Annotated in this window: 21 protein-coding genes; 7 read left to right on the top strand and 14 right to left on the bottom strand. The window is 69.3% G+C overall.

Translation table 11 applies throughout. The annotated features are described in order from the left end of the window. Positions 1-161 precede the first annotated feature (161 nt). Together AACH11_RS18410 and AACH11_RS18405 are read left to right on the top strand one after the other, a co-directional pair. Positions 162-947: a UDP-2,3-diacylglucosamine diphosphatase gene (locus tag AACH11_RS18410; protein WP_341375716.1), complete on the top strand. Its 786-nt coding sequence runs from the start codon at positions 162-164 to the stop codon at positions 945-947. Continuing rightward, positions 944-1753, top strand: coding sequence for a M90 family metallopeptidase (locus tag AACH11_RS18405; protein ID WP_341375715.1), 810 nt, complete (start codon positions 944-946; stop codon positions 1751-1753). The genes AACH11_RS18410 and AACH11_RS18405 overlap by 4 nt, the downstream gene beginning before the upstream one ends. Before the next feature lie 100 nt (positions 1754-1853). On the opposite strand, the gene clpA is transcribed toward AACH11_RS18405, so the two are convergent. Continuing rightward, a complete protein-coding gene (gene clpA, locus AACH11_RS18400; protein WP_341375714.1) occupies positions 1854-4166 on the bottom strand; it encodes an ATP-dependent Clp protease ATP-binding subunit ClpA in 2313 nt (770 codons plus the stop codon). Then, complete coding sequence (gene clpS / locus AACH11_RS18395; RefSeq protein WP_341375713.1) at positions 4163-4519, bottom strand: ATP-dependent Clp protease adapter ClpS; 357 nt, start codon at positions 4517-4519, stop codon at positions 4163-4165. The genes clpA and clpS overlap by 4 nt, the downstream gene beginning before the upstream one ends. A 300-nt stretch (positions 4520-4819) precedes the next feature. On the opposite strand from clpS, the gene AACH11_RS18390 reads away from it, so the two are divergent. From AACH11_RS18390 to AACH11_RS18380, 3 genes are all read left to right on the top strand, one after another. Continuing rightward, entirely contained in the window at positions 4820-5104 is a 285-nt protein-coding gene (locus tag AACH11_RS18390; protein ID WP_341375712.1) for a cold-shock protein, read from the top strand. Positions 5105-5345: 241 nt separating this feature from the next. After that, positions 5346-5825: a bacterioferritin gene (gene bfr / locus AACH11_RS18385; RefSeq protein ID WP_341375711.1), complete on the top strand. Its 480-nt coding sequence runs from the start codon at positions 5346-5348 to the stop codon at positions 5823-5825. A 126-nt stretch (positions 5826-5951) separates the two neighbouring features. Further along, a complete protein-coding gene (locus AACH11_RS18380) occupies positions 5952-6173 on the top strand; it encodes a (2Fe-2S)-binding protein (RefSeq protein ID WP_341375710.1) in 222 nt (73 codons plus the stop codon). Between the two features lie 127 nt (positions 6174-6300). On the opposite strand, the gene icd is transcribed toward AACH11_RS18380, so the two are convergent. The 3 genes from icd to hemN all read right to left on the bottom strand — a co-directional run bounded on the left by icd (position 6301) and on the right by hemN (position 10022). After that, positions 6301-7566, bottom strand: coding sequence for an NADP-dependent isocitrate dehydrogenase (gene icd / locus AACH11_RS18375; protein WP_341375709.1), 1266 nt, complete (start codon positions 7564-7566; stop codon positions 6301-6303). A gap of 172 nt (positions 7567-7738) precedes the next feature. Then, positions 7739-8515 (bottom strand): sulfite exporter TauE/SafE family protein, encoded by a 777-nt coding sequence (locus AACH11_RS18370; RefSeq protein WP_341375708.1) that lies wholly within the window; start codon positions 8513-8515, stop codon positions 7739-7741. A gap of 97 nt (positions 8516-8612) precedes the next feature. After that, positions 8613-10022, bottom strand: coding sequence for an oxygen-independent coproporphyrinogen III oxidase (gene hemN / locus AACH11_RS18365; protein ID WP_341375707.1), 1410 nt, complete (start codon positions 10020-10022; stop codon positions 8613-8615). 202 nt (positions 10023-10224) lie between these two features. Here hemN and fnr point away from each other — a divergent pair, with 202 nt between their 5' ends. Continuing rightward, positions 10225-10968 (top strand): fumarate/nitrate reduction transcriptional regulator Fnr, encoded by a 744-nt coding sequence (gene fnr / locus AACH11_RS18360; protein ID WP_341375706.1) that lies wholly within the window; start codon positions 10225-10227, stop codon positions 10966-10968. A 120-nt stretch (positions 10969-11088) separates the two neighbouring features. Here fnr and AACH11_RS18355 read toward each other — a convergent pair whose 3' ends face one another. The 7 genes from AACH11_RS18355 to AACH11_RS18325 all read right to left on the bottom strand — a co-directional run bounded on the left by AACH11_RS18355 (position 11089) and on the right by AACH11_RS18325 (position 17256). Then, positions 11089-11394 carry a nitrogen fixation protein FixH gene (locus tag AACH11_RS18355; RefSeq protein WP_341375705.1) on the bottom strand — a complete coding sequence of 102 codons (306 nt, stop codon included), beginning with the start codon at positions 11392-11394 and terminating at the stop codon, positions 11089-11091. A gap of 76 nt (positions 11395-11470) precedes the next feature. Further along, positions 11471-12388, bottom strand: coding sequence for a cytochrome-c oxidase, cbb3-type subunit III (gene ccoP, locus AACH11_RS18350; protein WP_341375704.1), 918 nt, complete (start codon positions 12386-12388; stop codon positions 11471-11473). A gap of 31 nt (positions 12389-12419) precedes the next feature. After that, complete coding sequence (locus AACH11_RS18345; RefSeq protein ID WP_341375703.1) at positions 12420-12572, bottom strand: cbb3-type cytochrome oxidase subunit 3; 153 nt, start codon at positions 12570-12572, stop codon at positions 12420-12422. Positions 12573-12586: 14 nt separating this feature from the next. After that, positions 12587-13204 carry a cytochrome-c oxidase, cbb3-type subunit II gene (ccoO, locus tag AACH11_RS18340; RefSeq protein WP_341375702.1) on the bottom strand — a complete coding sequence of 206 codons (618 nt, stop codon included), beginning with the start codon at positions 13202-13204 and terminating at the stop codon, positions 12587-12589. 23 nt (positions 13205-13227) lie between these two features. Beyond that, positions 13228-14667: a cytochrome-c oxidase, cbb3-type subunit I gene (ccoN, locus tag AACH11_RS18335; protein WP_341375701.1), complete on the bottom strand. Its 1440-nt coding sequence runs from the start codon at positions 14665-14667 to the stop codon at positions 13228-13230. A 39-nt stretch (positions 14668-14706) separates the two neighbouring features. Then, positions 14707-14928, bottom strand: a complete 222-nt coding sequence (ccoS, locus tag AACH11_RS18330) for a cbb3-type cytochrome oxidase assembly protein CcoS (protein WP_341375700.1) — start codon at positions 14926-14928, stop codon at positions 14707-14709. 15 nt (positions 14929-14943) lie between these two features. Beyond that, complete coding sequence (locus AACH11_RS18325; RefSeq protein WP_341375699.1) at positions 14944-17256, bottom strand: heavy metal translocating P-type ATPase; 2313 nt, start codon at positions 17254-17256, stop codon at positions 14944-14946. A 98-nt stretch (positions 17257-17354) separates the two neighbouring features. Here AACH11_RS18325 and AACH11_RS18320 point away from each other — a divergent pair, with 98 nt between their 5' ends. Continuing rightward, positions 17355-17894 carry a DUF192 domain-containing protein gene (locus AACH11_RS18320; protein WP_341375698.1) on the top strand — a complete coding sequence of 180 codons (540 nt, stop codon included), beginning with the start codon at positions 17355-17357 and terminating at the stop codon, positions 17892-17894. A 159-nt stretch (positions 17895-18053) separates the two neighbouring features. Here the strand turns inward: AACH11_RS18320 and AACH11_RS18315 are convergent, their stop codons facing one another. Together AACH11_RS18315 and xseA are read right to left on the bottom strand one after the other, a co-directional pair. Beyond that, positions 18054-18635: a superoxide dismutase gene (locus AACH11_RS18315; RefSeq protein ID WP_341375697.1), complete on the bottom strand. Its 582-nt coding sequence runs from the start codon at positions 18633-18635 to the stop codon at positions 18054-18056. Positions 18636-18733: 98 nt separating this feature from the next. Continuing rightward, positions 18734-20104, bottom strand: a complete 1371-nt coding sequence (gene xseA / locus AACH11_RS18310) for an exodeoxyribonuclease VII large subunit (RefSeq protein WP_341375696.1) — start codon at positions 20102-20104, stop codon at positions 18734-18736. Between the last annotated feature and the right edge of the window lie 211 nt (positions 20105-20315).

The following is a 20315-nucleotide window of genomic DNA, read 5'->3' as shown; positions in this document are numbered from 1 at the left end:
GGCAACTCCCCTTCACCGAACAGACCTTGTTGGGTCTGCTCACCCTCGTCTCCAACCGTCGTAGCGTCCATGCAATGCTCAACGGTTCAGGGGCGCATTTCGTTCACACGTTCTGAGGCCAGGATCGCCGGGCGGGCGCCAAGGCTCGTCCGCCATCGCCCATGAGTGATTCTCCGGCCGCGCTCGGTCATCTCGTCGCCCCCGCGCACTGGCGCCGCATCGACCTGCTGTCGGACGTGCACCTGCATGCGCAGGCACCGGCCACCGCGGCACTGTGGTGCGAGCACCTGCGCCACACCGATGCCGACGCGGTCCTGATGCTCGGTGATCTGTTCGAGGCCTGGGTCGGCGACGACGCGCGCCACCAGGGCTTCGAACAGCAGATGCTGCAGGTGCTGCGCGAGGCGTCGGCACGGCTCACGCTGGCCTTCCTGCCGGGCAACCGCGATTTCCTGCTGGGCGCCGCGATGGCCGCCGATGCAGGCCTCCTGCTGCTCGACGATCCCTGCCTGCTGGAGGCCTTCGGCCAGCGCTGGCTGCTGGGTCATGGCGACGCCTGGTGCGTCGATGACGTGGCCTACCAGCGCTTCCGTGCGCAGGTGCGGGCGCCGGCCTGGCAGCAGGCCTTCCTGGCCCAGCCGCTGGCCGAGCGCCAACGCCAGGCCCGCACCATGCGCGAAGCCAGCCAGGCCCGACAAGCGGGCCTGCCGGCCGCGGACTATGGCGAGGTCGATCCCGGCTGCGCCGCTCAGGCCCTCCACACGCACGGCGCGACCACCTTGATCCACGGCCACACCCACCGCCCCGGCTGCCATGCGCTGCCCGGCGGTGGCACGCGGCACGTGCTCGGCGACTGGGATGCGGAGGCCACCCCCCCGCGCGCGCGCTGGTTGCGCCTGGATGCGCAGGGCCTCCACCCGCGCGACGCGACCCGGCCCGCCGCATGAGCGGCGCACCGCCCTGGTGGCGGGACCCGCTGGGCTGCTGGCGCCGACACCGGCTGCAGCGGGCGCTCGCGCGCCGTGCGATCCCGGAGCCGCTGTGGCAGCAGACCATGCTGCGCCTGCCCTTCATCGCCGTCCGCCCGCCGCAGGACCTGCAGCGGCTGCGCACGCTGTGCAGCCTGTTCCTCGATCGCAAGCAGTTCAGCGGTGCCGGCGGCCTCGAGATCACCGACGAGATCGCGCTGGCCATCGCGATGCAGGCCTGCCTGCCGGTGCTCGGCCTGGGACTGGCGGCCTACGACGGCTTCGTCGGCATCGTGGTCCATCCGGACGGGGTGATCGTGACCCGCCAGCACCTGTCCGACGACGGCGTGGTGCACGAGTACGAGGAGACGCTGGCCGGCGAGGCCGTGGCCGGCGGCCCCCTGATGTTGAGCTGGCGTGACGTGCAGGCCGCGGGTGCCGGCGACGGCGCACGGCCCGAGCCCTACAGCGTCGTGATCCACGAGTTCGCCCATGTGCTGGACATGGGTGATGGCCAGGCCGACGGCGTGCCACCGCTGCCCGGAGGTGCCGCCGCACGCGCACGCTGGCAAGCCACCCTCGAGCGCTGCTGGCGCCAGTTCTGCCGCGCCGTCGACGAAGGCCGCGACACCCTGCTCGACCCGTACGCGGCCGAGGCACCGGAGGAGTTCTTCGCCGTCGCCAGCGAGGCCTTCTTCGTCTGCCCACAGGCGCTGCGCGAGGCCTCACCCTCGCTGTACCGGCTGCTGGCCGGCTACTACCGCCAGGATCCGGCGCCCCCCTGAAAACGCGACAGGCCCGCTCCCTCGTACGGGAACGGGCCTGCCGGGGGAAGACCGTGCAGGAGCGGCATCGACCCGATGCCGCCCGGGATGACGACCCGACTCAGGCCGGCGTGGTCTCGGCCTTGGGCTTGTCGCTCTTCTTCGGCGGCTGGATGTCCAGCAGCACCTCGCCCTTGTCATCGAGATCGACCGTCAGGCGCCCACCGTCGGTCAGACGACCGAACAGCAGTTCGTCGGCCAACGCCCGGCGGATCACGTCCTGGATCAGGCGCTGCATCGGCCGCGCGCCCATCAGCGGATCGAAGCCGGTCTTGGCCAGATGCTGGCGCAGCGGATCGGTGAAGGTCACCTCGACCTTCTTCTCGGCCAGCTGGCTTTCGAGCTGCAGCAGGAACTTGTCGACCACGCGCAGGATGATCTCCTCCGTCAGCGGCCGGAACGAGACCTGGGCATCGAGCCGGTTGCGGAACTCGGGCGTGAACATGCGCTTGAGGTCGGCCAGCTCGTCACCGGCCTCACGGGCGGTGGTGAAGCCGATGGTCGACTTGTTCATGGTCTCGGCGCCCGCGTTCGTGGTCATGATGATGATCACGTTGCGGAAGTCGGCCTTGCGCCCGTTGTTGTCGGTCAGGCTGCCATGGTCCATCACCTGCAGCAGCACGTTGTAGACGTCCGGATGGGCCTTCTCGATCTCGTCGAGGAGCAGCACGCAGTGCGGCTTCTTGGTGACCGCCTCGGTCAGCAGGCCGCCCTGGTCGAAGCCGACATAGCCCGGAGGCGCACCGATCAGGCGGCTGACCGCATGGCGCTCCATGTACTCGGACATGTCGAAGCGGATCAGCTCGATGCCGAGGATGTAGGCCAGCTGCTTGGCGACCTCGGTCTTGCCGACGCCGGTGGGGCCACTGAACAGGAAGGAACCGATCGGCTTGTCGGCCTTGCCCAGGCCCGAGCGCGCCATCTTGATGGCCGCGGCCAGCACGTCGACGGCCGCGTCCTGACCGAAGACCACGCTCTTCAGATCGCGATCCAGGCTCTTGAGCTTGCCGCGGTCGTCGTTGCTGACCGAGGCCGGCGGGATGCGCGCGATCTTGGCGACGATCTCCTCGACCTCGTTGCGCGTGATGGTCTTCTTCTGCCGGCTCTTGGGCAGGATGCGCTGCGCGGCACCGGCCTCGTCGATCACGTCGATCGCCTTGTCGGGCAGGTGACGGTCGTTGATGTACTTGGCCGACAGCTCGGCGGCGGCCTGCAGCGCCCCCAGCGCGTACTTCACGCTGTGGTGCTCCTCGAAGCGGGACTTCAGGCCCTTGAGGATCTCGACCGTCTGCTCGACGGTGGGCTCGGCCACGTCGACCTTCTGGAAGCGCCGCGACAGCGCCGCGTCCTTCTCGAAGATGCCGCGGTATTCCTGGAAGGTGGTCGCGCCCATGCACTTCATCGAACCCGACGACAGCGCGGGCTTGAGCAGGTTGGATGCGTCCAGCGTCCCGCCCGAGGCCGCACCGGCACCGATCAGCGTGTGGATCTCGTCGACGAACAGCACGGCATGGGGCTGCTCCTTGAGCTGCTTGAGCACGCCCTTGAGCCGTTGCTCGAAGTCACCGCGGTACTTGGTGCCGGCCAGCAGCGCACCCATGTCGAGCGCGTAGACGGTGGACTGCGCCAGCACCTCGGGCACATCGCCCTGGGTGATGCGCCAGGCCAGGCCTTCGGCGATGGCGGTCTTGCCCACGCCGGCCTCGCCGACCAGCAGCGGGTTGTTCTTGCGCCGACGGCACAGGACCTGGATCACCCGCTCGACCTCGGCGTCACGGCCGATGAGCGGATCGATCTTGCCGTCCTTGGCCTGCTGGTTCAGGTTCTGCGTGAACTGGTCCAGCGGCGAGCCTTTGCCGGAGTCCGCGATGTCTTCCTTGTCGCCCTCACCACCGGCGGAGCCCTCGGCGCCCTTGCCGGTGGGCTCGGGCGGCTCGCTCTTCTTGATGCCGTGGGCGATGTAGTTGACGACGTCCAGACGCGTCACGCCCTGTTGGTGCAGGTAGTAGACGGCATGGGAGTCCTTCTCACCGAAGATCGCGACCAGCACGTTGGCGCCGGTGACTTCCTTCTTGCCGGTGCCGGTGGACTGCACATGCATGATGGCGCGCTGGATCACGCGCTGGAAGCCGAGCGTCGGCTGGGTGTCGACCTCCTCGGTGCCGCTGACGGTCGGCGTGTTCTCCTTGATGAAGGTCGTCAGGCTCTTGCGCAGGTCATCGATGTTGGCTGCGCAGGCCTTGAGGACTTCGGAGGCGGATGGGTTGTCCAGCAGCGCGAGCAGCAGGTGCTCGACGGTGATGAACTCATGGCGCTGCTGGCGGGCGTCGACGAACGCCATGTGCAGGCTGACTTCCAGTTCTTGCGCGATCATGCGGCCTCCATAATGCACTGCAGCGGGTGCCCGGCGCGGCGCGCCTCGGCTTGGACCAGTTCTACCTTGGTGGCGGCGACGTCCTTGGTGAAGACGCCGCACACCCCTCGACCTTCGTGATGAATCTTCAGCATGATCATCGTGGATGTCTCGAGATCAAGCCGGAAGAACTGCTGAAGCACCATCACGACGAATTCCATCGGCGTGTAGTCATCGTTGAGCAGTACCACCTGGTACATCTGCGGCGGTTGGGTACGCGCCGTCTTGCGCTCGGCCACCACCGCGCCACTGTCGTCGCGACGTGGCACGACCGGAGGCCTCGGCGGGTTCACGGGGGGTTCGTCCTGAGGCATGACCCATTCTATAGAGAGCGGCTTTTGCGCGTGTCCATGACCCGGATATTGCGCCAGAGGCGTCGGACTCAAGCCGTGAAAAGCGACGCGCGAGGCCGGTTGCTGGTGGGCGGACGATGTCGAGAAATGTCCGCGGCACCTGCAACTTAGCAAGCCTCAGGCCAACATCGGCCGCTCCCCGCCCATCTGTAGGGGAAACACGACCGAGCCTCGTCCAGAGCTCCGCATTGACGCTTTTTGACCCGGATCCCGAGAATTTGCTTCATCCCGTCGAGGGCACGGGAACCTCGGGAGTACGCAATGCAAGTTGGAATGGTCAAGTGGTTCAATGACGCGAAGGGCTACGGCTTCATCGAGCCGGAGGGCGGTGGCCCGGACATCTTCGCCCACTTCTCGGCGATCGACATGGAGGGGTTCCGTACGCTCAAGCAGGGCTCATCGGTGACCTTCGTGATGGAGCAAGGTCCGAAGGGTCTGCTGGCCAAGCAGATCCGCCCGCTGGGTCAGACCGCCGCGGCGCCCGGCAAGACGCTCGCCACGCCGGACGAGGAAGTCAGCGAACAGGGCCTGCGCATGACGGCCTGACGCCGTACAGGTCCATGGTTTGCGGCACCACGACGGCCGCACGCGACGGCCGACAGGCTCCGACAACGGGCCTGTCGGCCGTCGTGCGTTGGGGCGTCCGGCCGCCACGCCGTGGATCGTGGCGGCCACGCCACGCCGCCGGACGGAACGGCGATGCCTGACCCCCGACAGGCGCGGCCGGGTCGGGCGACAATCGACGTCCCTACGAGATACGGGGCCCAGGGCCCGGAGGACAGACGCGATGCAAGGCGATCCCGACGTGCTGCGCTACCTGAACGCCCAGCTCAAGAACGAGCTGACGGCGATCAACCAGTACTTCATGCACTACCGCATGCTCAAGCACTGGGGCTTCGGTCGCATGGCCAAGCACGAGTACCACGAGTCGATCGAGGAGATGAAGCACGCCGATCGGCTGATGGACCGCATCCTGATGCTCGAAGGCCTGCCCAATCTGCAGGACCTGGGCAAGCTGCTGATCGGCGAGAACGCGGTCGAGATCCTGCACTGCGACCTCAAGATGGAACAGGGCTCACATGCCCTGCTCAAGGAAGCCATCGTGCACTGCGAGACCGTGCGCGACTTCGTCACCCGCGAGCTGCTGGCCGACATCCTCGACGACACCGAAGAGCACATCGACCATCTGGAGACCCAGATCGAGCTGGTGGCCAAGGTCGGTGAGCAGAACTGGCTGCAGAGCCAGATGGACGAAGCGGCGTCCTGAGCCTGTCCGGCGACCGGTGCGCACAAGGCCCGCGGTGACACGGGGTCTTGCGACCGACATTGCGAATCATTCGCATCACGTTCATACTGCGGCCCGTCCAGACTGAAATGCCTGACGGAGCCCACCATGATCGTCTGCCTGTGCCACAAGGTGTCCGACCGCGACATCGATCTCGCCGTGCGCCAGGGCACCCACTGCTTCGATCTGCTGCAGGACGACACCGGCGTGGCGTCGGCCTGCGGGCGCTGCCACGACTGCGCACGCGAGACCTTCGGTGAATCGTGCCGCCGCCACGGGGTGGCGACCGGCGGCACGGGTCACGAGCAGGTCGTGCGTCTGGCGGGCTGAGGCCCTCCCGCGGGCCGCCACAAGCCGCAACAGACGGCGCCCCCCCGGCGCCTGCGGCCGGCGCGGGCGGATCGACATCCGCGCGCCGCTCCTGCGGTGACCGGCCGAGCGGTCACCGCCACCGCCATCACTCGGCCGGCGTCATCTGGTCGATCAGCACCTGGCCGAATCCCGAGCACGAGACCTGGGTCGCACCGGCCATCAGACGGGCGAAGTCGTAGGTCACGCGCTTGGTCTGCACCGCCCGCTCCATCGCCGCGATGATCAGGTCCGCGGCCTCGGTCCAGCCGATGTGGCGCAGCATCATCTCCGCCGACAGGATCATCGAGCCCGGGTTCACGTAGTCCTTGCCGGCATAGCGCGGCGCCGTGCCGTGCGTGGCCTCGAAGCAGGCGATGGTGTCCGACAGATTGGCGCCCGGGGCGATGCCGATGCCGCCGACCTGGGCCGCCACCGCGTCCGAGATGTAGTCGCCGTTGAGGTTCAGCGTGGCGATGACCGAGTACTCGGCCGGCCGCGTCAGCACCTGCTGAAGGAAGGCGTCGGTGATGACGTCCTTGATGATGATCTCGCGGCCGCTGCGCGGATGGCGCAGGCGGCACCAGGGACCGCCGTCGATCGGCTCGGCACCGAACTCGCGCTGGGCCAGCGCGTAGCCCCAGTCGCGGAAGCCCCCTTCGGTGAACTTCATGATGTTGCCCTTGTGCACCAGGGTGACGTTGGGCTTGTCGTGGTCGATCGCGTACTGGATGGCCTTGCGCACCAGACGCTCCGTGCCCTCGATCGACACCGGCTTGACGCCGATGGCCGAGGTTTCCGGGAAGCGGATCTTGTGCACGCCCATCTCCTCGCGCAGGAAGCGGATCAGGCGCTCGGCCTGCTCGCTGCGCGCCGGGTACTCGATGCCCGCGTAGATGTCCTCGGAGTTCTCGCGGAAGACCACCATGTCGGTCTTCTCGGGCTCCTTCAGCGGCGAGGGCACGCCCTTGTAGTAGCGCACCGGACGCAGGCAGACGTAGAGGTCGAGCTCCTGGCGCAGCGTGACGTTCAGCGAGCGGATGCCGCCGCCGACCGGCGTCGTCAGCGGGCCCTTGATCGACACCAGCGAGGACTTCAGCGCCTCGACGGTCTCCTCCGGCAGCCAGACATCGGGCCCGTACAGCCGCGTGGCCTTCTCGCCGGCATAGACCTCCATCCAGTGGATACGGCGCTCCGCACCGTAGACCCGCTCGACGGCCGCATCCACGACCCGCCGCATCACCGGGGTGACATCGCGGCCGACCCCGTCGCCCTCGATGAACGGGATGATGGGATTCGGCGGGACGATCAGCGCGTGGTCCGCACGGGCGGTGATCTTCTGGCCACCCTCGGGCACCTGGATGTGCTGGTACATGAGCAGGGGACTTTCGTGCCTCTCGGCAGGCTGTGGTTGGACGGTTGCGCGGGATTATGTCGTCGCAGGCTGGCACTGCCAGCCGACGGGCTCTCTCAAGGACACAGCGGCCTGCCCACGGTTGCCCTGCCCCCGCCGGGGACAGGCCGGGCAAGGCCCGGCGCAAAGGCCCTCAGAAGCCGCACCAGGCCGCCACCCGCAGCCACAGCCCATGGCCCAGCGCCCAGGCCGAGGCCGAGGCCAATGCCAGCCCGGCGAGCCGGATCGACATCACGGACCAGCGCTGCGCCCGGCGTGGATCGATCCGATGCCCGGCCAGGCGCCACCACAACCACGGGCCGAACAACAGGCCGGCGGCCGATCCGGCGGCAAAGCCGGTCATGACCAGTGCGCCCTGCCAGGGCCGCGAAGCCAGGGCGGCGACCAGCAGCGCCGACTGCAACAGCCCGCAAGGCCAGGCGGCCCACAGCAGACCCGCGCCGCCCGCGCGCAGCCAGCGTCGTGCATCGACGCGGGCCACGCCGGGGCGCTCGCCGGGCAGCGCGACGACGGCGTGCTGGCCTTGTGGCGGCCGCACCGCGCCCGACCGCTCCATCCAGCCAGGCTGACGCCCCTGCCACAGCAGCCAGACGCCGAGCACCAGCGCCGCGACGTGCAACAGCGTCCACAACGGACGCAGCACGGCCACCGCCTGCCCCAGGGCCGACAGCGCGCCGACGCCAGCCGCCACGACGGCACCGGCTGCCGCATAGGACGACGCCCGGCCCAGATGGAAGGCCAGCAGCGGCAGCAGGTCGGCGACGGACCTTGACGGGGCACAGCCCCCGCCCTCGCCCCCATCGCGCGGCGGCCCGGCCAGGGCCGTGCAGGCGGCCCCGCACATGGCCAGGCAATGTGCGCTGCCCGCCAGGCCCATCAGCACGGCGCTGCTCAGCAGGCTCTGCCACATCTCGGTCCCATCCTCTCGCGCATGCCCTGCGCGTCACACCGATCCGATGACCGGGCCGCGGACCCGCTCCAGGGCCCGGCCAACGCCCGGGATCAGCTCAGATGATGCGCGAGAAACGCTCGCGGGCCTGGTCGGCGCGCAGATGACGGTCGAACACCGCCGCCACCGCCCGCACGAAATACCAGCCCAGGGCCGTGACCTGGATGGCCGCGGGCTCGACCTCGACCAGACCGAGGTTCTGCAACTCGGCCAGTTCATCGAGTTCCGGGCGGAAGTAGTCGCGCACCCGCACCAGATGGGACAGCTCGATCGATTCGAACTCCAGCCGCCCCTGGCACATCAGCGCCATCACCACCGCGCGGCGCAGCAGATCGTCACGGGTGAGGGCCAGGCCGCGCACGACCGGCAGCAGGCCCTGCCGCAGGGCGTCCGCATACTCCTCGATCGTCTTGGCATTCTGGCTGTAGGTCGCGCCCATGCGGCCGATGGCCGACACGCCGAGCGCGATCAGGTCGCAATCGGGCTGGGTGCTGTAGCCCTGGAAATTGCGGTGCAGACGGCCCTGCCGCTTGGCCTGGGCCAGCGCATCGCCCGGCAGCGCGAAATGGTCCATGCCGATGTAGGCATAGCCCAGCGCGTTGAAGCCGCTGATCGCGCTGCCCAGCATCTGCACCCGGGCCTCGGGCCCCGGCAGTTGCAGCGGATCGATGCGGCGTTGCGGCTTGAAGCGCTGCGGCAGATGGGCATAGGCATACAGCGCGATGCGGTCCGGCCGCAGTTCGCCGATGCGCTCGATGGTCTGCGTGAAGCTGGCCGGGGTCTGGCGCGGCAGGCCGTAGATCAGGTCGGCGTTGATCGAGTCATAACGCAACTCGCGGGCGGCCAGCACCAGATCACGCACCAGCTCCCAGGGCTGGACGCGGTGCACGGCTTTCTGCACCTCGACATCGAAGTCCTGCACGCCGAAGCTCAGGCGATTGAAGCCCAGCGTGCGGAAATGCGCCAGCCGCTGCGGCGTGGCCGTGCGTGGATCGACCTCGATCGAGATCTCGGCATTCGGCGCGAGACGGAAGTTCTCGCGCAGCAGGTCCATCAGCCGCGTCAGTTCCTCGTCACTGAGAAAGGTCGGGCTGCCGCCGCCGAAATGCAGCTGGCTGACCGCCTGCCCCCGACCGAGCACCTCGACATGCAAGGCGATCTCGCGCGCCAGCAGGTCGAGATACTCCGCCGCCCGCTCATGGTGCTTGGTGATGACCTTGTTGCAGGCGCAGTAGTAGCAGACCGATTCGCAGAACGGAATGTGCAGGTACAGCGACAGCGGCGGCTTGCCACCGACGGTGGCGCCGGTGGCCCGCTGTTCCAGCGCCTGGCGGTATTCGGCGGCACCGAAGGCCTCGACGAACCGGTCGGCGGTGGGGTAGGAGGTGTAGCGCGGGCCGGGCCGGTCGAGCCGGCGCAGCATCGCCTCGGTGAGGACAGGGACCTCGTCGGCTTGGGCGGTGGACATGGGAGCGGACTGTGCCAAAGCCCGCGCGCCCGGACTTGACCTGCCTCAAGCGCGGCCGAGCGGACACACCGAACAATCCCGCAGACCGACGCGCAGAGGCCTTCCCGGCACGGCCCGCCATCCCGTCGGTCAAGCATCGAACACCCGCGTGGACGGCACGTTTGATCTACCGCAGCCGCCACTCACCCCAGATAATCCGTGCATGACCACGACACCTGACGTCCCGAAGCTGCGGCTCGAGCCCTTCAAGGTCGCCTGCTCCAGCTGCAACCTGCGCGAGCTGTGCCTGCCCGTGGGTCTGTCGCGCGACAACCTCGACCGACTGGACACGCTGGTGGCCACCCGCCGCACGGTCGGCCGCGGCGAATCGCTGTTCCGCGCCGGCGACGCCTTCCAGTCGCTGTACGCGGTGCGCACCGGCTTCTTCAAGACCTGCGTCTCGTCCGAGGACGGCCGCGACCAGGTCACCGGCTTCCAGATGGCCGGCGAACTGCTGGGCCTGGACGGCATCAGCACCGACCTGCACACCTGCGACGCCGTCGCGCTGGAGGACTCGCAGGTCTGCGTGATCCCCTACAACACGCTCGAGGACGTCGCCCGCGACTTCACCGAGCTGCAGCACCAGTTCCACAAGATCATGAGCCGCGAGATCGTGCGCGACCATGGCGTGATGCTGCTGCTGGGCTCGATGCGGGCCGAGGAACGCCTGGCCGCCTTCCTGCTGAACCTCACGCAGCGCCTGCAGGCGCGCGGCTTCTCCGGCTCGGCGCTGATCCTGCGCATGACGCGCGAGGAGATCGGCAGCTACCTCGGCCTGAAGCTGGAGACGGTCAGCCGCACCTTCAGCAAGTTCCAGGACGACGGCATCCTGGAGGTCAAGCAGCGCCAGATCCGCATCATCGACCAGAGCAAGCTGCAGAGCCTGGTCAACGGCGCGAACTGCTGAGTCCGCGGGGCGAAGGGCGCACGGCCGCCCGCAGCGCCTCGCCGGAAACGACGAAGCCCGCACGGCCTGGTGGCCATGCGGGCTTTTTCTCATGTGTCGCGGACGGGCCGCGCCCCCGCTTCAGCGCCCGCGGCCGACGGCATCGGCGGCCGCCGCCGTCGCCGCATGGTTGCGCGCCATCATCGCCGGCGTCTCGCCCGACGGCCGCACGGCCGACTGCACGGTGGCGCGGTCGACCAGTACCTCGTCGGCATGGCGGTAGGCGATGACGGCGGTCGTCAGTCCGGCGACGACGACGGCCAGCGGGCCACCGACGACCAGCCAGACGATGCCGTAACGCCACCAGGGACGCCCGGCCTCCTCGTGGTCGGGGCCCGGGGCCGCGGAACGGACGGAGGAGGCGGCGGCGCGGATCGAATCGGACATGGAAGGGCTCGCGGGTCGGGCCGGGCTGCTCTGCTGCCCGGCGATCAGGAGAGGAACGGGCGTCGGCGCGTCACGCTCACGGCGCGGCGGCGACGGTCGTCTTCTGCGACAGGCTCCAGACGTAGGCCGACAGCACGTGGATCTGCTCCGGGGTCAGGCGCTTGCCGAAGGCGGGCATGACGTTGGTCTTGCCCTGGTTGATGATCGACACGATCTGGCCCTCGCCCCAGCCATGCAGCCAGACCTTGTCGGTCAGGTTGGGCGCACCCAGCACCGGGTTGCCCTTGCCATCCGGACCATGGCAGGCCGCACAGGCGGCGAACTTGCCCTGACCCAGCTGCGCCGCGACGCTGCTGTGCGCACTGCCCGACAGGCTCAGCACGTAGTTGGCGACGTTCTTGACGTCATCGCCACTGCCGACGGCCGCAGCCATCGGCGGCATCATGCCTTGACGCCCTTCGGTGACGGTCTTCTTGATGTAGTCGGCACCGGTGCCGCCCAGCCAGTCGGCGTCGGTCAGGTTGGGAAAGCCCTTGGAGCCGCGGGCGTCCGAGCCATGGCACTGCGCGCAGTTGTTGGCGAACAGCCGCTCGCCGATGCCCATGGCCTGGCCGTCCTTGGCCAGATCCTCGGCCTTCATGGCGGTGAACTTGGCGTAGACCGGGGCCATCGCCTCGTTGGCCTTGGCCTGCTCGGACTCGAGCTGGCCCACGCTCGACCACTTGAACGTGCCGGCATGGGTGCCCAGGCCAGGGTAGAACGTCAGGTAGGCGGCGGCGAAGACGATGGTCAGGATGAACAGGCCCATCCACCAGCGCGGCAGCGGGTTGTTCAGCTCGCGCAGGTCCTCGTCCCAGGTGTGGCCGGTGGTGTTGTCGTTGGCCATCACCTTGCGCTTGCTGGCCACGGCCAGCACGAACACGCAGAAGATCAGCCCGCCGACCGTGATGCCGGCGACCCACAGGGCCCAGCCGGCGTTGATGAAATCACTCATAGAAAACTCTCCGTGAGGGGTGAGTGAAGGCCTAACGGGAGACCTGATCGTCGTCGACGAGCGGCAGACGCTCGGCATCGGCGAAGCCCGCCTGCTGGCGGCGGCTCCAGGCCCAGACGCAGATGCCGACGAACAGCACGAACATCAGCAGCGTGGCGATGCTGCGCAACAGGTTCAGATCCATGTCAGGCCCTCCGGTCACTTGCGGGCCGTGCCCATCACCTGCAGATAGGCGATGACGGCGTCCATCTCGGTCTTGCCCTTGACGTCTTCGGCCGCCTTGGCGATCTCGTCGTCCGCGTAGGGCACGCCCACGGTGCGCAGCGCCTTCATGCGCGGCGCCATGCTGGCGGGATCGATGGTGGCTTCCAGCAGCCAGGGATAGGCCGGCATGTTCGATTCAGGCACCAGATCCCGCGGGTTGTTCAGGTGGATGCGATGCCATTCGTCGCTGTACTTGCCGCCGACGCGGTGCAGGTCGGGACCGGTGCGCTTGCTGCCCCACTGGAAGGGGTGGTCGTAGACGAACTCGCCGGCCAGCGAGATCGGACCGTAGCGCAGCACCTCGGCGCGGAACGGACGGATCATCTGCGAGTGGCAGTTGTAGCAGCCCTCGCGGATGTAGACGTCACGGCCGGCCAGCTGCAGCGCGGTGTAGGGCTTGACGCCCTCGACCGGCTGGGTCGTCGACCGCTGGAAGAACAGCGGCACGATCTCCACCAGACCACCGAAGGCGATGGCCAGCAGGATCAGCACGATCATCAGGGTGTTGCTGGTCTCGATCTTCTCGTGACCGACAGGGGCATGGGATGCCATCGATGTGCTCCTCGATTCAGCGGTCAGGCGTGGGCGGCGACCAGCGGGATGCGGGCCGTCGTCACCTTGCCGACCTGCACGGTCTTGATCGTGTTCCAGGCCATGATCAGCATGCCGGTGAGGTACAGCGCACCCCCGCCGAGACGGATCACGTAGAACGGGAAGGTGGCCTTGACGCTCTCGACGAAGGTGTAGACCAGCGTGCCGTCCGGGTTGACCGCGCGCCACATCAGGCCCTGCATCACGCCGGCGATCCACATCGCGGCGATGTAGAGCACGATGCCGATGGTGGCGACCCAGAAGTGCAGCTCCACCGCACGGGTCGAGTACATCTTCTCGCGGCCGAACATGCGCGGGATCAGGTGGTACAGCGAGCCCATCGAGATCAGGCCCACCCAGCCCAGGGCACCCGAGTGCACGTGGCCGACGGTCCAGTCCGTGTAGTGCGACAGCGCGTTGACGGTCTTGATCGACATCATCGGACCCTCGAAGGTCGACATGCCGTAGAACGACAGCGAGACGATCAGGAACTTCAGGATCGGGTCGTCACGCAGTTTGTGCCAGGCACCCGACAGGGTCATGATGCCGTTGATCATGCCGCCCCAGCTCGGTGCCAGCAGCACCAGCGAGAAGATCATGCCGACCGACTGCGCCCAGTCCGGCAGCGCCGTGTAGTGCAGGTGGTGGGGGCCCGCCCACATGTAGGTGAAGATCAGCGCCCAGAAGTGGACGATCGACAGGCGGTAGCTGTAGACCGGACGGCCGGCCTGCTTGGGGATGTAGTAATACATCATCCCCAGGAAGCCCGCGGTCAGGAAGAAGCCCACGGCGTTGTGGCCGTACCACCACTGCACCATCGCGTCCTGCACGCCGGCATAGGCCGAGTACGACTTCGTCAGGCTGACCGGAATCTCGGCCGAGTTGACGATGTGCAGCAGCGCCACCGCCAGGATGAAGGCGCCGAAGAACCAGTTGGCGACGTAGATGTGGCGGACCTTGCGGGTGCCCACCGTGCCGAAGAAGACCACGGCGTAGGCCACCCACACGATGGCGATCAGGATGTCGATCGGCCATTCGAGCTCGGCGTATTCCTTGCCCGTGGTCATGCCCAGCGGCAGCGTGATGGCCGCCAGCAGGATCACGACCTGCCAGCCGACGAAGGTGAACATGGCCAGGCGCGGCATGAACAGGCGCGTCTGACAGGTGCGCTGCACGACGTGGTAGCTGGTGGCGAACAGCACCGAGCCGCCGAAGGCGAAGATCACCGCGTTGGTGTGCAGCGGCCGCAGTCGTCCGTAGCTCAGCCACGGGATGCCCGCCGTCAGGTCGGGAAAGGCAAGCTGCGCGGCGACGATGACGCCGACCAGCATGCCCACGATGCCCCACAGCACAGCGACGAGGGCGAATGCACGCACCACGGTATCGCTGTAGACCGGTGAAGCGCTGGTGGCATTGGAAGCCATGGACTCCTCCTAGGAAAAAATCTCGACGGGTCGCGGTTTTCAGACGCGCGAATGCCCCGACCCTGGACCTGGGTATTGTTCGGCCGACGACCCCGCCGGGGATTGATCGCCATCAACGGGCTCGGGATCGGTCGCCAGAATGCGTGTGCCCTCTCGCTCGAGGTCATCGAACTGGCCGCGGTTCAGGGCCCAGCCGAAGACGCCGATGATCCCGAGCACCAGCACGGCCGACAGCGGAATCAGCAACCACAGGATGTCCATCGGTGCTCCGTCGTCTCAGCGGGCCAGCCGCAGCGAATTGCCGATCACGAACAGCGAACTGCTGGCCATGCCCAGGCCGGCGGCCCAGGGCGGCAGCCAACCGGCCATCGCCAGCGGAATGCACACGGCGTTGTAGGCGGCGGCCCAGCCCAGGTTCTGCCGCACCACGCGCAAGGTGCGCCGGGCCAACGCCCGGGCGCGCAACAGATCGTCGAGCCGGCCACGCACCAGCACCGCATCGGCATGGGCGCGGGCGACCAGTGCGCCCTGCCCCATCGCCAGGGAAATGTCGGCCTGCGCCAGCACCGGCGCATCGTTGATGCCGTCGCCGACCATGGCCACCACATGACCGGCCGCCTGCGCGGCCTGCACCTCGGCCAGCTTGGATTCCGGTGTCGCGTCGCCGATCGCCTGGCGCAGTCCCAGGCGCTGCGCCATGGCCCGAGCGCGCGCCGCGCGGTCGCCGGACAGCAGGCACAGCGTCAGCCCTTCGGCCTGCAGCGCGGCCACGGTCTGTGCCGCGCCGTCGCGCAGCACCTCGTCGAAGCGCACGTGCAGCAGCGGACGACCTTCCCGGCCCAGCCAGACCGCAGGACCGTCCTGCAGGGCATCGTCCTCGGCCCACGCCGGCGACGTGCCGTCAGCGGCCGGCCGCACATGGGCCAGCGAGCCCAGGCGCCATTCGCGGCCCTCGGCGTCACGGGCGCACAGCCCGCCGCCCGCGACCTCGCGCAGATCGGACCAGACGGTGCCCGACGGCTCGGCCGCCGCCGCCAGCGCGCGCGACAGCGGATGACCGGACCAGCCCGCCAGCGCCGCGGCCTGCGCCAGCAGCGCCGCCTGGCGCTGCGCCGACGCATCGCCCGCCGGCCCCTCGCCGACATCGGGCAGCAGCCGGACCTCGCCCAGGCTGAGGCGGTCCTCGGTCACGGTGCCGGTCTTGTCCAGATACAGGCGGTCGATGCGGGTGAGCGTCTCCAGCGCATCGAGCCGCTGCAGCAGCACGCCGTGGCGGGCCAGCGCGCGGGCGGCCGACAACAGCGCGGACGGCACGGCCAGCGACAGCGCGCACGGGCAGGTGACGATCAGCACCGAGACCGCGACCCACACCGCACGCGACGGGTCGATCACGCTCCAGACCGCCGCCGAGCCCGCGGCCAGCACCAGCACCGCCCAGAGGAAGGGGCCGGCCCAGCGGTCGGCCAGCCGGGCCAGCGCCGGACGCTGGGTCAGCGCGTCGCGCATCAGCGCGACGATGGCCTCCAGGCGCGTGTCATCGCCCACGCGCTCGACACGCATCAGCACCGGATCACCCAGGTTCAGGCTGCCGGCGACCACCGTCGAGCCCGGCTCCTTGGCCACCGGCAGCGACTCGCCGCTGAGCAGCGACTCGTCCGCCGTGGTCCGCCCCTCGATCAACACCCCGTCGGCGGCGAAGGCCTGGCCCGCCGGCACGCGCACGCGGTCACCCGGCAGCAGGCGCTGGACGCTGACGGATTCGACCGTCCCGTCCTCGGCCACACGCCAGGCGGTCTGCGGCATGCCTTCGAGCGCGGCCTCCAGCGTCTGGGCGACGCGGTGGCGGGCCCGCGTCTCCAGCAACCGGCCACCGAGCAGGAAGCTGACGAACATCGTCATCGAGTCGAAATAGACCTCGTGGCCGAACAGGCCCTGCGGATCGAAGGTGGCGCCGCTGCTGGCGACGAAGGTGACGGCGATGCCGAGGGCCACCGGCACATCCATGCCGATGCGCCGTGCCCGCAGGCTGCGCCACGCCCCCTGGAAGAACGGACCACAGGAGAAGACCAGAACCGGCAGGCTCATCAGCCAGCTGCCCCAGTTCAGCAGCTGGCGCAGGTCCGGTTCGAGCTCGTTGCCGTGGGCGACGTAGCTGGGCGTGGCCATCATCATCACCTGCATCGCGCAGAAGGCGGCGACGAAGAGCTGCCACAGCGCCCGGCGCTGCTCGATGCGGCGCGCCTCGCGCGCGTCGGCCGCGGCATCGGGCAGCGCGCCGTAGCCGGCCGCGCGCACCGCCTGCACCAGCGCGGAGGCACGGGTGCGCGCGGGCTGCCAGCGCACGCGCGCGCGCTCGCCCGCCGCACTGACGGTGGCCTCGATCACACCGGGCACCCGGCGCAGCGCGTCCTCGACCAGGCCGGCACAGGCCGCACAGTGCATGCCCGTGATGCGCAGCGACGAATCCGCCAGCGTCTGGCCACCGGCCCCGGTGTCGAAGCGCGTGTAGCGGCGCAGCTCGACCGGGTCATCCAGCACCGCGAGATCCGGCGGCACGGCGCCGGACGTCGTGCTGGACAAGGTGGACATGTTGAAATCGCTCCAGAGCGCCCGCGATGGTGGCCGCCCGGCGGACGGCCGGTCGACATCGGGCAGACCGGATCCTAGAGTTAGCCCCAGGAATCGAAATGATCTATGTCAAGACACCGCCGACCCGGCTTGATCCGTCGGCGGTGAGCCCCGCGGCCCGCGGACGCCACCGGCGCGCGCTCGCGGCGGCCGTGGCCCTGGTCGTGTCCGCGGCCGGCCTGCTGGCCGGCGCGTCCGAAGCGCAGGCGCAGACCGAGGCCCAGCACCTGCCGGCGATCACGCTGCAGGCCGGCATGCACCTGATCCGGGCCGAGCTGGCCCGCACCCCGGCCGAGCGCCAGACCGGCCTGATGTTCCGCCGCGACCTGGGGCCGAACGACGGCATGCTCTTCGTCTTCGAGGAGCCGGCCGTGCAGTGCTTCTGGATGCGCAACACGCCCACACCGCTGGACATCGCCTTCGTCGAGGACGACGGCCGCATCGTCAACCTCGACCAGATGGCGCCGCTGAGCGATGACTCGCACTGCTCGAAGAAGCCGGTGCGCTTCGTGCTGGAGATGAACCGCGGCTGGTTCGCCAAGCGCGGCATCCAGGGCGGCTTCAAGCTGGGCGGCGCGCCCTTCAGCGGCGCACGCTGAGGACCGCCACCCGCAAACGACAACGGCCGGACCCGTCACCGGATCCGGCCGTCAGGGCGGCGGCGGACTGCGCAGCGTCAGTCCACGGCATGCCCGCCTTCAGGTGTCCCCCGCGGCCGGGCCCGTGGCCCCCCGGGGATGGCACCTGCCGGCGCGGACTCAGGCGAAGTTGGCCGCCACGAAGTCCCAGTTGACCAGGCTGTTCAGGAAGGTCTCGACGAACTTCGGACGCGCGTTGCGGTAGTCGACGTAGTAGGCGTGTTCCCAGACGTCGATCGTCAGCAGCGCCTTGTCGGCGGTCGTCAGCGGGGTGCCGGCGGCGCCGGTGTTGACGATGTCCAGCGAACCGTCGGCCTTCTTGACCAGCCAGGTCCAGCCCGAACCGAAGTTGCCGACGGCCGACTTGGTGAAGGCCTCCTTGAAGGCGGCGTAGCTGCCCCACTTGGCGGCGATGGCCGCAGCCAGGGCGCCGGTGGGCTCGCCACCGCCGGCCGGCTTCATGCAGTTCCAGAAGAAGGTGTGGTTCCAGACCTGGGCGGCGTTGTTGTAGATCGGGCCGCTGGCCTTCTTCACCACGTCTTCCAGCGGCAGACCGGCCAGCTCCGTGCCCTCGACCAGGTTGTTCAGGTTGGTGACGTAGGCCTGGTGGTGCTTGCCGTAGTGGTACTCGAAGGTCTCGGCCGACATGTGCGGGGCCAGGGCATCGGTGGCGTACGGCAGGGCCGGCAGGGTGTAGCTCATCGGTGGTTCCTTGCTGCGAGGACGGGCCGCACGGCCACGTCCGGGTTGAGGGTGCGCGGCCATTGTAGGCAGGCCCCCTGCCCCGGCAGCACCGGGGGTCAATCGTCGGCGTCGCCCTCTGGCCGGAGCGGTGTCGATGTCGATGTCGATGTCGGCGTCGCGGCCGGCAGCCGGCGCACCTGCACCTCGGCCTGACCGTCATGCCATCGGGCCTGCAAGGTCTGGCCGATCTCCAGGCCGCGTGCCGAGGTCACCGGACGCCCCTGCCCGTCGGCCAGCCAGGCATAACCCCGCGCCAGCACGCGCTGCGGGTCCAGCGCCTGCAGCCGCAGTTGCAGCTGCGCCAGGGCCTGCCCGCGCGCCGGCCACTGGCGCTGCCAGGATGCCTGGCCACGCCGGGCGACGGCCTCCAGCCGCGACTGCTGCGTCTGCGACACGGCGCGCGCGGCCTGCGGCAGACGCAACTGCAGGGCCTGCAGCCGGGCCTGCTGCTGACGCAGCAGCCGGGTCGGACGACCGATCTGCAGCGCCAGCCGGTCCAGCCGCTGGGCCTGGCCGTCCAGCCGGTGATGGAGCGCACGCTGCAGGCGTCCGGCGAGCTGGGACAGGCGCAGCAGGGCCTCGTCTCGCCGAGGCGTCGCCAGCTCGGCGGCGGCCGTGGGGGTGGGCGCCCGCACATCGGCGGCCAGCTCGGCCAAGGTCACGTCGGTCTCGTGGCCGACGCCACAGACCACCGGCAGCGGGCAGGCGGCGATGGTGCGCACCAGCAGTTCGTCGTTGAAGGCCCAGAGGTCCTCCAGCGAGCCCCCACCGCGGCAGACGATCAGGGCATCGGCCACCCCGTGATCGACCGCCGCGACGATCGCCCGCACCAGCTGCGCCGGCGCATCGGCGCCCTGCACCACGCTCGGATAGACCACCACCCGGACATGCGGCGCGCGGCGCCGGATCGCCGTCAGCACATCGTGCAGGGCTGCCGCGCCGAGTGAGGTGACGATCCCCAGCGTGCGCGGCCAGACCGGCAACGGCCGCTTGCGCCCGGCATCGAAGAGGCCCGCCGCTTCCAGCTTGGCCCGCAGGCGCAGGAACATCTCGTACAGCGAGCCGGCGCCCAGCGGCTGCAGGTGCTCGACGATGCACTGCAGCTCACCCCGGGCCTCGTAGACCGCCAGGCGCCCGCGCAGTTCGACCTGCTGGCCATCGGCGGGCCGGAACGCCAGCATCCCGGCCGCCCGGCGGAACATCGCACAGCGCAAGGTCGCCGACTGACCGTCCGCATCCTTCAGGGTGAAGTAGCAGTGGCCGCTGGCCGCCCGGGTGAAGCCCGAGAGCTCACCGCGCACCGAGACCACCCCGAAGCGCGCGCCCAGGGCATCCCCGACCGCCAGCATCAGCGCGCCAACACCCCAGGCCCGCGCCGCCGGCGCCGCGGACACCGTCGGACCATCGCCTGTCACACGGACGGTCATCGCGATCTCCGGGCCGCGATGGCCAGGGCAGTGTCGGCCGACCGGGACAGAGGCCCGCGCGGTGTCGCACAAGCCGGGTAATCCACAGCTTGCCGCACCATGAACGTGCCATGACCGCTGTACCGTGCCATGCAGATGACCGACATCAAATCCTTGTCCTTGAACGTTTTTTCCCGGCAGGCCGGCCCCGCCTCCGGCGCATCGACCCGCG

This window comes from Pseudaquabacterium rugosum (genome assembly GCF_038066575.1).
Taxonomy (GTDB): domain Bacteria; phylum Pseudomonadota; class Gammaproteobacteria; order Burkholderiales; family Burkholderiaceae_C; genus Pseudaquabacterium; species Pseudaquabacterium rugosum.
Note: the sequence above shows the minus strand (reverse complement) of the source record. Positions and strands in the feature narration are given on the sequence as shown.